This window comes from Metabacillus niabensis, assembly GCF_902829255.1.
GTDB lineage: Bacteria > Bacillota > Bacilli > Bacillales > Bacillaceae > Metabacillus > Metabacillus niabensis.
In genome coordinates this window covers 1-13,917 of the sequence record NZ_CADEPK010000333.1, presented here as the reverse complement: position 1 = coordinate 13,917, position 13,917 = coordinate 1, and the positions used below count along the sequence as shown (strand labels likewise).

At 35.0% G+C, this 13,917-nt stretch carries 17 protein-coding genes; 9 read left to right on the top strand and 8 right to left on the bottom strand.

Going from position 1 to position 13,917, the window contains the following annotated elements; genetic code table 11:
• Positions 1 to 826: EAL and HDOD domain-containing protein (locus HU235_RS19225; protein ID WP_174881253.1), on the top strand; the 826-nt coding region annotated here is incomplete at its 5' end.
• Positions 827 to 852: 26 nt separating this feature from the next.
• On the opposite strand, the gene HU235_RS19220 is transcribed toward HU235_RS19225, so the two are convergent.
• Positions 853 to 1,533, bottom strand: a complete 681-nt coding sequence (locus HU235_RS19220; RefSeq protein ID WP_174881254.1) for a TerC family protein — start codon at positions 1,531 to 1,533, stop codon at positions 853 to 855.
• A 171-nt stretch (positions 1,534 to 1,704) separates the two neighbouring features.
• Between HU235_RS19220 and HU235_RS19215 the strand changes: the two genes are divergently transcribed.
• From HU235_RS19215 to HU235_RS19180, 8 genes are all read left to right on the top strand, one after another.
• The gene (locus HU235_RS19215) at positions 1,705 to 2,250 is read left to right on the top strand and encodes a PadR family transcriptional regulator (protein ID WP_095302276.1); all 546 of its coding nucleotides are present in this window, start codon (positions 1,705 to 1,707) and stop codon (positions 2,248 to 2,250) included.
• 98 nt (positions 2,251 to 2,348) lie between these two features.
• Positions 2,349 to 2,573 (top strand): hypothetical protein, encoded by a 225-nt coding sequence (locus HU235_RS19210; RefSeq protein WP_095302275.1) that lies wholly within the window; start codon positions 2,349 to 2,351, stop codon positions 2,571 to 2,573.
• A gap of 307 nt (positions 2,574 to 2,880) precedes the next feature.
• A complete protein-coding gene (gene degQ / locus HU235_RS19205; RefSeq protein ID WP_095302274.1) occupies positions 2,881 to 3,021 on the top strand; it encodes a degradation enzyme regulation protein DegQ in 141 nt (46 codons plus the stop codon).
• Between the two features lie 151 nt (positions 3,022 to 3,172).
• The gene (locus tag HU235_RS19200) at positions 3,173 to 4,099 is read left to right on the top strand and encodes a polyprenyl synthetase family protein (protein WP_095302273.1); all 927 of its coding nucleotides are present in this window, start codon (positions 3,173 to 3,175) and stop codon (positions 4,097 to 4,099) included.
• 11 nt (positions 4,100 to 4,110) lie between these two features.
• On the top strand, positions 4,111 to 4,269 hold the full coding sequence (gene comX / locus HU235_RS19195; RefSeq protein WP_095302272.1) for a competence pheromone ComX: 159 nt from the start codon (positions 4,111 to 4,113) through the stop codon (positions 4,267 to 4,269).
• 24 nt (positions 4,270 to 4,293) lie between these two features.
• Positions 4,294 to 6,591 carry a sensor histidine kinase gene (locus HU235_RS19190; protein ID WP_174881252.1) on the top strand — a complete coding sequence of 766 codons (2,298 nt, stop codon included), beginning with the start codon at positions 4,294 to 4,296 and terminating at the stop codon, positions 6,589 to 6,591.
• 67 nt (positions 6,592 to 6,658) lie between these two features.
• Positions 6,659 to 7,297 (top strand): response regulator transcription factor, encoded by a 639-nt coding sequence (locus HU235_RS19185; protein WP_095302301.1) that lies wholly within the window; start codon positions 6,659 to 6,661, stop codon positions 7,295 to 7,297.
• Between the two features lie 131 nt (positions 7,298 to 7,428).
• Positions 7,429 to 7,830 carry a hotdog fold thioesterase gene (locus HU235_RS19180; RefSeq protein ID WP_095302270.1) on the top strand — a complete coding sequence of 134 codons (402 nt, stop codon included), beginning with the start codon at positions 7,429 to 7,431 and terminating at the stop codon, positions 7,828 to 7,830.
• Positions 7,831 to 8,079: 249 nt separating this feature from the next.
• Here the strand turns inward: HU235_RS19180 and mnhG are convergent, their stop codons facing one another.
• The 7 genes from mnhG to HU235_RS19145 are packed head-to-tail and all read right to left on the bottom strand — an operon-like array spanning position 8,080 to position 13,843.
• Positions 8,080 to 8,439 (bottom strand): monovalent cation/H(+) antiporter subunit G, encoded by a 360-nt coding sequence (gene mnhG, locus HU235_RS19175; protein WP_095302300.1) that lies wholly within the window; start codon positions 8,437 to 8,439, stop codon positions 8,080 to 8,082.
• A complete protein-coding gene (locus tag HU235_RS19170) occupies positions 8,423 to 8,707 on the bottom strand; it encodes a Na(+)/H(+) antiporter subunit F1 (protein WP_095302269.1) in 285 nt (94 codons plus the stop codon). The genes mnhG and HU235_RS19170 overlap by 17 nt, the downstream gene beginning before the upstream one ends.
• The gene (locus HU235_RS19165) at positions 8,707 to 9,183 is read right to left on the bottom strand and encodes a Na+/H+ antiporter subunit E (protein WP_174881251.1); all 477 of its coding nucleotides are present in this window, start codon (positions 9,181 to 9,183) and stop codon (positions 8,707 to 8,709) included. The genes HU235_RS19170 and HU235_RS19165 overlap by 1 nt, the downstream gene beginning before the upstream one ends.
• 5 nt (positions 9,184 to 9,188) lie before the next feature.
• Positions 9,189 to 10,670 carry a Na+/H+ antiporter subunit D gene (locus HU235_RS19160; protein WP_174881250.1) on the bottom strand — a complete coding sequence of 494 codons (1,482 nt, stop codon included), beginning with the start codon at positions 10,668 to 10,670 and terminating at the stop codon, positions 9,189 to 9,191.
• Positions 10,663 to 11,004, bottom strand: a complete 342-nt coding sequence (locus tag HU235_RS19155) for a Na(+)/H(+) antiporter subunit C (protein WP_095302266.1) — start codon at positions 11,002 to 11,004, stop codon at positions 10,663 to 10,665. Before HU235_RS19155 ends, HU235_RS19160 begins: the two co-directional genes overlap by 8 nt.
• Positions 11,004 to 11,441 carry a Na(+)/H(+) antiporter subunit B gene (locus HU235_RS19150; protein ID WP_095302265.1) on the bottom strand — a complete coding sequence of 146 codons (438 nt, stop codon included), beginning with the start codon at positions 11,439 to 11,441 and terminating at the stop codon, positions 11,004 to 11,006. Before HU235_RS19150 ends, HU235_RS19155 begins: the two co-directional genes overlap by 1 nt.
• The gene (locus tag HU235_RS19145) at positions 11,438 to 13,843 is read right to left on the bottom strand and encodes a Na+/H+ antiporter subunit A (RefSeq protein ID WP_174881249.1); all 2,406 of its coding nucleotides are present in this window, start codon (positions 13,841 to 13,843) and stop codon (positions 11,438 to 11,440) included. The genes HU235_RS19150 and HU235_RS19145 overlap by 4 nt, the downstream gene beginning before the upstream one ends.
• Positions 13,844 to 13,917 lie beyond the last annotated feature (74 nt).

Below are 13,917 nucleotides of genomic sequence, written 5' to 3'. Positions count from 1 at the left end.
TGTTGATATTATTAAGGTTGATTTTATTGAAACGAATAAGGCTGAGCAAAGACTATTAGTTAATAAATACCGTCCATATCAAATTCAACTTCTTGCTGAAAAGGTGGAAACACGAGAAGAATTTCTCTATGCATATGAGCTAGGGTATGTATATTTTCAAGGATACTTTTTTAGTAAGCCTGTCGTGATTTCAAGCCACGATGTACCTGTTTATGCAAAAACGTATTATCATATTTTGGAGGAAATTTCGAAAACCGAGCCTAATATTGATATTATCGCAACCGAAATTGAACAGGACTTATCTTTATCATATAAATTATTAAAATTAATTAATTCGCCAGCATTTCGCCCCAAAAACAAAATTAAGTCAATTAAACAAGCGATTGTACTTTTAGGATTAAATGAAATAAAACGCTGGATTTATGTGTTATCTGTTCAGGGGATGAACAAAACAAATGACTCTAAGATGCAGGAAGTCGTTAGAATGTCGCTTATACGAGGTAAATTATGTGAACAATTAGCAAGCTCAATTGGAGAAAATCATACGTCATCGTATATGTTAACAGGAATGTTTTCTCTCATTGATACTTTACTACATCGGAAGCTTGAAGATATTTTAATTGATTTACCTCTTTCAGACGATATTCAGCGTGCTCTTCTTAAGAGGGATAACGAGCTAGGGCGTGTTTTAACGTGGACATTACAAATAGAAAAGGCCATTACCGTTGAGGGGATACCTCTTTCTAAGAAGAAGATTGCATTATTTTATAACCAAGCTTGCGAGTGGGCAAATTATATACTAGATATAAATGAAAAGCCTTTTTAATTGTAGAAATGCTAGTTAAACGTTCGTTAACCAGCATTTTTATCCTTTTTTTCCATTTGCATTTTTTTCATAATACCTAGACTAACTAAAGTTACAACAACGATGAGCTCGAAACCGTATTGAATCCAGTCATTTGTAAATAGCCATTGCAAAAAAGGCTCCTTTACAATCATCTTTGTAGCTGTCCAAGCAACAATTGCAGCACCGACAAAGATAATAATCGGGAAACGTTCAATAAATCTTAAAATGATCGTACTGCCAAGAACAACAATTGGTATCGAGACAAGTAAACCGAGGAAGACAAGTAAGAAATCTCCATGTGCAGCACCTGCTACCGCTAAAACATTATCAAGTCCCATAGCAGCATCGGCAATAATTATCGTTCCAATTGCCCCCCAAAAGCTATTCCCTGCTTTAACTTCATGACTATCTTCTTCTGTCATTAGTTTATAAGCGATCCAAATTAAGATCACACCACCTATTAGCATTAGCCCAGGTATTTTAAGTAAATAGACAACAAGTATTGTTGCGATGGAGCGAATAATAATGGCCCCGACCGTTCCCCATATAATAACCTTCGTTTGCTTATTTTTCGGCAGATTTTTTGCAGCAAGACCGATTACAATTGCATTATCACCAGCCAACACTAAGTCCATGATAACAATCGATAATAGTGCTGTAAAAAACTCCATCGAGAAAAAATCCATCATCTTCACCCCACCTACCTATTTTTTGATTAATGAGCTTTTATATCCAGTTAAGTTTTAACATGTATAAAATTGTGAAAAGTGATAAATATATTAATGGAAGTGTGAAATCCCATATATATGGTATAATACTCAATATTGAATAATTAATATTGAGTCGGGGTGTAGCATATGGCAAGGCTAGTCGTTTTAGGCTTATTAAAGAAAAAACCAATGTCTGGCTATGAAATTCAACAGGTTCTTCAAAAGAGCCAAACAGATAAATGGGCAGGCATATTACCTGGATCAATTTATCATGCCCTAAAAAAAATGGATAAGGAAGGGTTAGTGAAAATTGAAGCAGTTGAGCAAACGGGAAATCGCTCAAAAGCAATTTATAAAATAACAGAAGAAGGCGAAGTTGAATTTCAAAGGCTTCTCAAGGCAGCCTTCAAAGAAAAATCAGTTATATTACCAACATCTATTTATTCAGCTATTTCGTTTATTGATGAACTTCCTAATGAAGATATTTTGGAAGCATTAGCAGAACAAAAGCAGCAAATCGAAAAAGAACTTCATGAAATGGAAGCTGGAGAGCAGCAGAAGGCGATGGTACTAGATTTAGACTTTTTTACAAAACTATCATTCCAAAATATATATGATCAATACAAGCTTCAGCTGAAATTTATCAATGAGATGATGGAACATCTTTCCTCTAACGATAAAAAAATAACTTAAAAAAGGAATTCTTACTTTCTTTGGCGAATCTATTAGTGTTAGAAAAATGAATAGTTAGTGAGATAATTTTTCATATTTCAAAGGAGGTCTTCGTCTCTATGGGAGTGCAGCCTACATTTTATGTTTTAGACGATAAAATGGTTGCGGTATTTTCGGTTAGTAAGGATAATAGCAGGATTAAGATGGAATGCTTGTTTTCGAAGACTGGAATTGAGGACTACACCTTAGAGTATCATGGACCGATTGAAAAAAAGGAAGAATTAATTGAAGTAGCTATTACAAAAGCGAACGATATTTTCGAGCATATGATCATAACAGTATAAAAAGGTTGAATCCGACATTTTCTGTTCTATTTTGAAATGTTGGATTCAATCTTTTTTGTTTCTATCGAACTAATGATTATCTCAGTAACAATAGTGAAATAAAACCATAACATCCATAAATTGGAGAGTAAAATTGCAGGAATTGTATATTTAGAACTATTGCGTTTTTCTTGCGGTGTCACGCACTAAGTATTACGTATTATTTTCGGTGAAAAGTGCACTTTTTTACAGTAAACTGAAATAGAAAGAAAGATATTTTTGTCAGTTGGCCATGCATTCGCTTAAAAAGTATAAGGAGGGTGAAACGATGGATCAGCAAAAAATAGAAGAAATTACAGAAATGCTTTTAAAGCTAGAAAAGGAAATAAACGAAACTAAAGCTTCATTACAGAATATAAATAAAAGTATTGATAAGTATGATAAATACGCATATTTGAACGTTTCGTAAAAACTTGGTCATAGGCCAAGTTTTTTTATTTTTATTTATTGACATAAAATGGAGGGGAAGGTAAAAATGTATTAGTGGTGAGGGGTATAATATACTATAATTACTACTTTTTCAAAGTAGAATATAGTAAAATTATATCAAAGGGGTGATTGTGATCACTGCAAATCATGATGAATTGATCAAGCACCATATGAAACAAGCAATTACCACTAATATTAATCATTGTGATCTCCAAAATCTACTCTATTCATTTATTGAAACAAAGCAGCAATGTCATTTTGGATCGATAACAATTATCCATCATCATGCTTTTCGAGGAGAAGATCCAGAAGTATTCAAGCTAGCTGCAGCAGTGGAATTGTTACTTTTATCCTTTGATATTTTTGATGACTTGGAAGATTTAGATAATAAAAATGAGCTATGGATGCAAATGGACTCATCTATTGCCTTAAATGCTGCGACAACCTTATATACGCTCAGTCAGCAGACAGTCATATCATTATCAGCAGCTTCCAAATTCAAGATTCTGCAAACGTTTTTAACCTTTGCAAGTCAAGCGATGGAAGGTCAGCATGATGATCTGAAAAACTCCGCTAACACAGAAGAAGAGTATATGAATGTTATGAAGCGTAAATCTGGCTCACTTATTGCGTTGTCAGCTCAATCAGGGATGCTGCTGGCAAACACCTTTCATCCAGAAGTTGAACAATACTCCTATCAAATCGGGATTGCAGCTCAAATTGATAATGACTTTAGAGATTTATTTAATCCTGAGAAGAATGACCTATTAAAAGAAAAACGCTCTTTAGCAAGGCTATATTTACAAAAAAACTTTAATCAACATGCAAGAGAGTTAATGGCTTTTTATAGGAGCAATAAAACAATAGAAGAGGAATTTGGTAGCTTTAAAGCCTATAAAGAGAAGCTGTTTCATGCTGGTGTTGCTCAATATATGAATGTGATGAAAAATATTTCACTAAACCGCGCAGCTCGAATAATCGATAAATTAGATATAGATTTAGAGGCTATTGATATGATTAAGTCCAAATTGATTTTTTCTAAAAAAATAGCTCAATAAGGGGAATGAAAATGCAAGAGGTTGTTAATTTTTTACTGGAAAATCCAGAAGTAATAGAAAAGGTTATGAATGGACAAGCCAGTTTACTAGGTGTGGAGTTAGATGACGTTTTGTCGGTGATTGAGGGAATACTTGGAGCAGGAAAGTTATTGAACATGTACTGGTATTAATTGATACATTGAAAGGTGTTTTTAATGAGAATTACCTTTAATAGATTATTTTTATTAAGTATTATATTAAGTATTATTTTCACTATTTATATAATAATATTTAATTTCCAAAACCCATATATTGGTGCAGGTGTTAAGTTTACTAATAAAGATGAAACTCTTGTTTCTGCTGTGGAACCTAAGACATGGGCTGATAAAGTTGGAATTAAGAGTGGGGATGTGGTTCTTGAAATAAATGGTTCAAATCCTAAAGAACATATTCCAGCGAAAGTTTTTGGACTTATTGAACAAGTTAAGACATTAAAGATTCAGGCTGATGGTGTTGTAAAACAATATAAAGTACCTACTGAATTGTTTAGTTACCATAGTTTATTTATTATAATTATTCCATTAACTGTATTATTTTTGTGTTTTTTCTGTTCATATTTTGTTTACGTATCAAATAAGCAATTAAATAAAAGGTCCGCAAATTTATTGAACTTATTTCTTTTAATAATTGGAATGGCATATATAAGTGCAAGCGGCTCTTCAAGAGGAGACTTTATTAGTCGATATGTTAATCTTATTCTTTTTATAATGGTTCCTGTTAGTTATCTGCATTTTTTGTATCAGTATTTTAATGAACTGGGAAAAAAGCTATTTAATTTTAATTATATTCGATTTGGATATTTTTTAGTAATACTGAATGTTACTGTAGAATTTTTATTTTATTCTTTTTCAGTAACATTTGGTATAACTAGAATCTTGAATTTATGTTCCTTCCTTATTATGTTGGTACTGACTTTTGTACTTAAATTTAAAGGATTAAAGAAAATAAGATATTCAGAACAGGCTTATATTGTAAAAGTTTTAATTGTAACAAATGTTATAGCTTTTACACCATTTTTACTTTTTTATGCATTACCATATATAATATTTCAACAATACGTCTTTTCGCCGACATTTCTTGCAGCTTTCCTATTATTAATACCTTTTTCATTAGTATATCAGTTTTTGGCAACAAAAATTTATGATATAGAGTTTCTTCTTGGTAGAATTAGATATTATTCATTATTAGCTGTAATCCCCACATTTCTATTTGTAGGAATAATGTTAAATATACAAGAAACAAATTCGACATTTTATCCAATACAGTTATCATGTTATATTTTCTTAGCAATGATTCTTGTATTCTACCTAAAAGAAATCATCGATTATCGCTTCCGGCTTAAGCGATTTTCCGAGAAGTATAACTACCAAGACAGCATTTTCAAATACACCCAAAGCATTCGGAAAGCAAATAATTTAGAGCAGGTTATTTCTGAGCTTAAACAGGTGATTGTTGATGTATTGCTTGTAAGTAAGGCATTTGTCATTGAGGTTGATAAAGAAAAGCAGATTAGACAAGTTGATTTACACGCGAAGGAAAGTGATTATTCACCTTATCTATCACAAATTCAAGATGTCTCAGCAGAGATCGGGAAAATTGTTGAGGTTGATAAGGGATTTGTCATTAATATCGGTGAGACAGAGAGTAAAAGCTATGTTTTGCTTTGTTTATCCATATTAAATACGCCAATTTTAACGCGGGATGAAATATCCTGGCTAAAGACTTTAGCTTTTTATACGAATGTTTCGTTAGAAAACTTTTTGAAAATAGATGAATTGATGCAGCACTTACAAGAGGTTAAAACAGAGGGAGATAATCCTGGCTGGCTTACAAAGCTATTGTTTTCAATCGAAGAGAAGCAGCGGTCAAATTTAGCTAAGGATTTGCATGATTCTGTGTTACAGGATTTAGTTTCCCTGAAGAGACAGTGTGAATTAGCGTTAGCAGGTGTTGACAATGAATCAGTTCAGTTGAAAAAGCAGTTGCGAGATATGAATTACAATATGACAAAAATCATTAAGACAACTCGTGAAACTTGCCAAGAGTTACGGCCGCAGCTTTTATATGATTTAGGCTTAGTAAAGGCATTAAATAAGCTTGTAATGCAGTATCAGGAAGTGGTACCGTTTGATATTCGGTTAAATACTGGCAATTTTACAATGAATCTTGATATTGATACACAGTTGAATTTATATCGGATTGTTCAGGAGCTTTTAACAAATGCACAAAAGCATTCGAAGGCTGCAAGTGTTCTCATCATCCTTGTTTGTATAAAAGATAAGATTGTCCTTCATTACGAGGATGATGGAGTAGGATTTCAATACGAAAGTCTTGAGGATAAAACAGAGAGCATGGGCTTATCGGGTATTTCGGAAAGAGTAAAGGCATTAAAAGGGACAATCACGATAAATTCTGCAATTGGTGAAGGTGTAAAGGTAGATATCGAGATTTAAATAAGACTTGGCAATTGCCAAGTCTTTTTATCACAATATGTATTAAGGAGAGTAAAAAGTGAAAGCAATGATTCATATTTTAGTTGTAGATGACCATCCTGCAGTTAGGGAAGGAACGAAAGCAATTCTTGAAACAGAGCCTGATATTCAAGTAGATTGCTTAGATTTAGAGTATACCATTGAGGCATTTGAACAATACGATTTCTCTCCATACCATGTAATTTTATTAGATTTGAATCTTGGGGATATAAACGGAATGGAGCTCTCAAAGTCAATCCTCAAGAAGCATCCGACATGCAAAATTATTTTATTTACTGGATATGATGTAGAGGATTATTTTGAAGAGGCTGTACGACTTGGGATTCATGGGGCTATTAGCAAAACAGAGTCCAAGGAAATGCTTCTTTCTACTATCCATCATGTGATAAAGGGAGAAATTATTGTACCATATACATATTTAAAAAATCTTCTTAGTCAAAAACAAACGAAGCCGATTCATTCATCGGTTGAGCAGGTTTTTACAGAACGGGAAAAATCCATTTTACAAGAGGTTGAAAAAGGACTGACGAACCAAGAAATTGCGGATCAACTCCATTTAAGTAAAAGAACCATTGAGTATAATTTAACCTCCATTTTTAATAAACTAAATGTGAGCAGCCGTACAGAGGCTGTACTGATTGCAAAGGCAGAAGGGGTTATTGATTAGAAACGAAATGAATGTTTCCATGATAATAGATCGAGACTTTTGCTAATAGTTGAGGAAATTACCGACACTAAAACTATTTCGTATAAAGCTACAAAGGATACAAAAATAGCCTAATGAATAGAGGGGATATTATGGATTACAATGTGAAAAACACATTGATGGAAGCGTTAGGAATTAATATTTTATCTGTTTCAGATGATGGAGTTGTGGCAACAATGCCTGTTGATCATCGAACACACCAGCCTTTCGGATTATTGCATGGCGGAGCATCTGTTGCATTAGCGGAGACAGCAGCAAGTGTCGGTGCATTTCATTTTATCGATCATGATACCCAAGCCTGTGTAGGGCTGGAAATTAACGCAAATCATATCCGTGGCAAAAGGGACGGGATTGTTACCGCTCATGCAAAACCATTACATATAGGAAAAACAACGATGGTATGGGAAGTAAAAATTGTTGATGAAGAAGCTGAGCTTATATGTGTATCAAGATGTACGATGGCCATTTTACAGAAGAAACCGAAACAAAACTAGTCTACTCATAGCGTAGGCTAGTTTTTTTATGATTCGCATTTCCCTGTTTAACATAAAGGTGCTGTTAATCTTGGATGTAAATTACCGCTTGCATTCCAGCAGCCACCACGGCATTAGTATCTTCCTGTAAGGTCTCCTTTTGAAAAATTTCTACCACAGGAATTTCATGCACTATTTCCATATAACAAAGTGCTAAAAAATCAATAAGCTTTAACAAAATAATCTAACAAAAAAGATGAGCTATACAGCTCATCTCATCAATTTCTTCTTACTCCGTGCCTTCTTTAAATCGTCCTGTACACTTCCCTTCCATAAAGGGACACCAATATTATAAGCTGCACGGCTTATTAAATGACCGGCAACAGGAGCGGTAATAAAGACAAAGACAATTCCTAGCAATACACGTGAATTCACCTGATGCTCAGTAAGCAGATAATAAAGGAATAGACCAAATAGAATGAAAATGACACCAAGTGTTGCACTTTTAGATGCGGCATGATTACGGGTATAAACATCTGGTAGACGTACAACACCTATCGCTGCGACTAAACTTAGTATTGAACCTAGAAGAATGAAAAAACCAATGATGAAATTACTGATTTCGGTCATTTTCAATGATCTCTCCCTTCTCTAAGTATTTAGAAAATGCAACTGTTCCGATAAACGCTAATATTCCTATTAACAGAATGACCTCAACAAAGGCAGAGGTTTTTAAAGAAATTGAAATAATTGCCGTGATCGCAATTAAATTAATCCCAATTGCATCAAGGGCAATGACTCTATCAGGTGTTGTAGGTCCTTTAATAAGGCGATAGATATATAAGGAGGTAGAGATTGCTACAATTAGTAATGATAGATGGATGACAAATTCAAACATTATCGGCTTACCTCCTTAATTGCTTTTTCAAATGTATTTTTAATATCAAGTTTTGCTTGTTCAACATCATCGATATCCATAGCGTGAATATATAACGTTTTATTGTCATCTGATACTTCAAGCACAAGCGTTCCAGGAGTTAGGGTAATTAGATTAGAGAGAATCGTAATTTCCCAATCCTTTTCAAGCTCAGTTTCTAAAGCAAATATCCCAGGTGTCATTTTAAGCTTCGGTGATAAAATCACTTTAAATACCGAAAGATTTGATTTTATTAGCTCGATTAAGAAAATCATGAGCAATCTAATGACCGCAATGACATTGTAAACGTAAAAGCGGCGGTGAAAAAATCTTCTAAGAAAAAAGATGACGACTAGGCCGAAAAAATATCCTTTAAAAAACGCGAGCGGTGAATAATCATTTGAAAGAAACATCCAGGTAAAGGCTAGAAACACATTTAATAATAATTGAAAGGCCATATGCACTACTCCTTCAATACGGCTTGTATATAAATTGATGGGTCAAGCAGAGTTTCAGACGCTTGTGTTATATATGGTGATACCCATTGGGTACCGACACCATATCCGATCGATAGTATTAATAAAATGGCGATCGGAAATACCATTCCTTTTATCGTCTGAACCTTTGGTGCAAAATTCTTTGCCGGCTCACCCCAAAATCCGTTAATAAAGATTTTCATCACCGAATAGAGAACGAATAAACTCGACAATAAGACAACAAGTGAAAAGGTATACTCTCCTGCTTCAAAGGCACCTTGAACGATTTTTAGCTTCCCGATAAATCCGCTAAACGGTGGAATGCCTGCAAGAGAAAGTGCAGCAATAAACAGCATCCAACCTAAAAGAGGATGACTTGCGATTAAACCGCTAAATTTCTTTAGATTGCTTGTTCCTGTTACTGCGATAATAGCACCAACTAAATAAAATAGCGCTCCTTTAATTATCATATCATGGACTAGGTAATAAATAGAGCCTTCAATCGCTGCTTGATTGTTTACGGCGACACCAAATAAAATGACACCGACAGCAGTTATAATATTGTAGATAATGATTTTTTTAATATCTGAATATGCGAGCGAACCGATAACCCCGAAAATAATGGTTAAAGCAGCTAGCCAAAGCAATATTTGATGTGTAAATGCTTGATCGTGAATAAAAATAAGTGTGTAAACTCTTGTTAGTGAATAAACACCTACCTTTGTTAATAATGCACCAAACAATGCCGTGATAACTGTAGGTGGAGCATTGTACGATCCTGGTAGCCAAAAGTATAAAGGGAAAATCGCACCTTTAAGTCCAAAAACGATTAAAAACATTATCGAAATAACAGTGATTAACCCAGATTGGCCTAGTTCTGTAATTCTAACGCTTAAGTCAGCCATATTTAACGTTCCTGTTACTGCGTAAAGGTAAGCAACAGAGATTACAAATAAAGCGGATGAAATAACATTTACTAAGATGTATTTCATCGATTCTCTCAGCTGTGCCTTTGTACTTCCTAACACGATTAGCATGTACGAGGACATAAGCATGACCTCAAAGAAAACGAATAGATTAAATAGATCCCCTGTTAAAAAAGCTCCGGTTACACCGAGTAGTAAAAATTGAACACCTGAATAAAAGTAAAATTTTTCTCTTTCTCTGGTGATAGTTGAAAAGGCAAACAACAAGGTTGTAAAACCGATGATACTTGTCGTTAATACTAATAAACTAGAGTACATATCAGCGACAAGTACGATGCCATAGGGCGCTTTCCAGCTACCGATTTCCAACGTTTGAATTCCGTTTTCATGAACGGTTTGGACAACGATGCAGGCAATGATAATTCCGATAAACGATGATATGGCACTAAGCCATCTTTGCCATTTGATATTCTTCCCTAAGAAGATGAGTAAGATCCCTGTTAACAGCGGTAAAACAATAGGTAAGATAATTAAATTATTCATATTGGTCATTTCCCCTTAATTGGTCCATATCATCTGTACCAAGTTCTTGATAGGAGCGATATGCGAGGACGAGGAAAAATGATGTGACCCCAAAGCTTATCACGATCGCCGTTAAAATTAATGCTTGTGGAAGGGGATCGACATAACTTTTTGCATGTTCACCTAGAAGAGGTGCTGCTCCTTTCTTTAACCCGCCCATTGTTAAAATAAGTAGATGTGCACCATGACTTAAAAGACCAGTGCCGATAATAATCCGTAGAATACTTTTAGATAGCATAAGATAGGTTGCTGCTGTAAATAAAATACCAGCAACGATACACATTAAAATTTCCATTATTCCGTCTCCCCTATCGTTTGAATAATCGTCATTGTTACACCGATAACAACGAGATATACACCAAGGTCAAAAAGGACAGCGGTAGCTAATGCTGTTTCTCCTAACAACGGTAGCTCAACATATCCGAATGTATGGGTTAAAAACGGAACATTATAGAATAGGGAGCCAATACCTGTTAATAAAGCGATAAGCAGACCTAATGCAGCCATTTTTATATAGTCGAAAGGCAAAATACTTACGACTGTTTTAATATCGTACGCAAGCAGCAACAGGACGATGGCACCTGATGTCATAAGTCCGCCGATAAACCCGCCACCTGGAGTATAATGACCGGAAAAGAAGAGATGCCAGGAATAAATGATGATAAGAAACACGATCACCTTCGTTGCAGTTTGAAAGATAAGATCGTTTGTTTTTAAGTTCGTTTTTTTCACTCTTCTCCCTCCTTTTTCGCCTGTAGACGGATCATGCCATAAATTCCTAATGCAGCAATACAAAGAACAGTGATTTCAAACAATGTATCAAAGCCTCTAAAGTCTACGAGAATGACATTGACCATATTTTTACCGCCCGCAAGCTCATAGCTATTTTCAATAAAGTAGCTAGAAATTGTTTCCGAAACCCGCTGGCTGTTCGCGGCTAACCCAATTAAGGTAACAATTGCCCCTACGCCTAAGGAAATGATGAGATTTGTTAACTTAAATGGCAGTTTTTTCTCACGCTTTTTTAACTCTGGTAAATAGTAGAAGCAGAGCAGGAATAAAGCGACAGAAACCGTTTCTACACATAACTGAGTCAAAGCTAAATCTGGTGCTCTAAATAGCACGAAAAACAATGAGAGAGAGTAGCCAACAGACCCAAGTGCAATAATGGATGTTAGGCGTGATTTCGCAAACAGCACGGTAATTGTACCAATGACCATTACGGCGGCAAGCACTGCTTCGTAAATCCCAACAGGAGCAGTATTGCGTAAATTAAAGGAAAAGCCATTTTTTACAACTAGTGATGTGCCAACAATAACAATCATAAAAATAAAGATGTATGCAAGATAATCACGGATAAAACCTGTCATGTAAAAACGTGTAAACGTAGATGATGATTTATCTAAACCTCTTATTGCTGCATCATAGCCTTTATTTAACGTTAATTTCTTTGGAGTAAACCGATAAATTCCACTCCATTTTGATAACATAAGAAAGGCGAGTAACCCAATGAGGACAACACCAATTGTCATCCAAAGCTCGGTATTAAAACCATGCCATGGCTGAATATGAACATGGAACTTTTCATCCGCACCAAGCATTCCAGGGATGATCGAAGCAATCGCTGGCTCAATAATCGTATATTCAAGCAAGCTTGGAAAGAAGAAGAAAATAATCACAAGTGAAGCAAGAATAATTGGCGAAATTAACATTCCGATAGGTGCTTCATGTGGTTTTGTTTTAAGCTTCTCAGGCTGGAATTTTCCTGTAAACGTCTTGAACACAATAATCATACTGTAAATGAAGGTGAATATACTCGCAATCCACGCAATAATTGGAAACAATAGCCCGAGTGTTTCTAAATTTAAAATATTTAGCTCAGTTATTCGAACCATACTTGTAAAGAACATTTCTTTACTTAGAAATCCGTTAAATGGTGGCAATCCTGCCATCGAAAATGCACCGATAATCGAAATCGTAAATGAGATCGGCATGAAGCTCATCAAGCCACCTAATTTCCGAATATCACGTGTTCCTGTTTCATGATCGATAATACCGACAACCATAAACAGGCTTCCTTTAAATGTGGCATGGTTAATTAAGTGAAAAATTGCCGCAACGATAGCAACAGAATAATAGGTGTCAGATACTGAATCAAGCACTAATGCTGCAGAACCAACACCTAGCATTGACATGATCATTCCTAATTGACTCACAGTTGAGAAGGCAAGGATTCCCTTTAAATCAGTCTGCTTCACTGCATTAAATGAACCCCAAAACATCGTGAATAACCCAAATGCTGACACGATCCAAAACCATTCTGCTGTTCCTGCAAAAACAGGGCTAAAGCGTGCAACTAGATAAATCCCGGCCTTTACCATTGTCGCTGAATGAAGATAGGCGCTAACAGGAGTCGGCGCTTCCATGGCATCTGGCAACCAAATATAAAACGGAAACTGAGCTGACTTCGTAAACGCACCGAATAAAATAAGAATTAACGCTGGTACAAATAATTTATCATCCATAATTGCTGGAACTTGACTAATCATTTCGCGAATACTAAATGTATTTGTCATAAGATAAAGCAGGATAAATCCACCAAGCATCAATAGTCCGCCGAATATCGTAATCATCATCGACTTTTGCGCACCATACCGAGATTTTTCCCGTGTATACCAAAAGCCAATTAACAAAAAGGAAGAAAGGGAGGTAAATTCCCAAAACGTATATAAAACAATGACGTTATCTGAAAGGACAACCCCGAGCATAGCTCCCATAAACATCAACAAGTAAACATAAAAATGATGAAGCTGCTCTTTTTCCTTTGCTAAATAAAAAATGGAATAAAGGACAACAAGTGATCCAATACCAGTTATTAATAAAGCGAATAGTAAGCCCAATCCATCAATGTATGCTGTAAAATTAATCCCGAGTGATGGAATCCATTCGGCCGTTTGGATAATTGTATTACCATCCATCATCTCGTCGATAAATTGAACAAAATAGCTAAATAATACAATCGGTAAAATTAAGACGAACCATCCTGTATGTATTTTTCGGAAATATTTATAGAGAAATGGAACGAGTATTGCAAAAAGAAAAGGGGCTATGATAGCCAAATGTAGTAATGTCATAAAATGCAAACCTCCTTATAAAATCATCTCTATTCTTTATTTATGAGAGGTCTTTCAACCTAAAGAAATAATAG

Coding starts and splice junctions, on each gene's coding strand:
- HU235_RS19220 (WP_174881254.1), bottom strand. CDS start 1,533: ATGGATTTTTTCTCGATGGAGTTTTTTACAGCACTATTATCGATTGTT.
- HU235_RS19215 (WP_095302276.1), top strand. CDS start 1,705: ATGGCAAGGCTAGTCGTTTTAGGCTTATTAAAGAAAAAACCAATGTCT.
- HU235_RS19210 (WP_095302275.1), top strand. CDS start 2,349: ATGGGAGTGCAGCCTACATTTTATGTTTTAGACGATAAAATGGTTGCG.
- degQ (WP_095302274.1), top strand. CDS start 2,881: ATGGATCAGCAAAAAATAGAAGAAATTACAGAAATGCTTTTAAAGCTA.
- comX (WP_095302272.1), top strand. CDS start 4,111: ATGCAAGAGGTTGTTAATTTTTTACTGGAAAATCCAGAAGTAATAGAA.
- HU235_RS19190 (WP_174881252.1), top strand. CDS start 4,294: ATGAGAATTACCTTTAATAGATTATTTTTATTAAGTATTATATTAAGT.
- HU235_RS19185 (WP_095302301.1), top strand. CDS start 6,659: ATGATTCATATTTTAGTTGTAGATGACCATCCTGCAGTTAGGGAAGGA.
- HU235_RS19180 (WP_095302270.1), top strand. CDS start 7,429: ATGGATTACAATGTGAAAAACACATTGATGGAAGCGTTAGGAATTAAT.
- mnhG (WP_095302300.1), bottom strand. CDS start 8,439: ATGACCGAAATCAGTAATTTCATCATTGGTTTTTTCATTCTTCTAGGT.
- HU235_RS19170 (WP_095302269.1), bottom strand. CDS start 8,707: ATGTTTGAATTTGTCATCCATCTATCATTACTAATTGTAGCAATCTCT.
- HU235_RS19165 (WP_174881251.1), bottom strand. CDS start 9,183: ATGGCCTTTCAATTATTATTAAATGTGTTTCTAGCCTTTACCTGGATG.
- HU235_RS19160 (WP_174881250.1), bottom strand. CDS start 10,670: ATGAATAATTTAATTATCTTACCTATTGTTTTACCGCTGTTAACAGGG.
- HU235_RS19155 (WP_095302266.1), bottom strand. CDS start 11,004: ATGGAAATTTTAATGTGTATCGTTGCTGGTATTTTATTTACAGCAGCA.
- HU235_RS19145 (WP_174881249.1), bottom strand. CDS start 13,843: ATGACATTACTACATTTGGCTATCATAGCCCCTTTTCTTTTTGCAATA.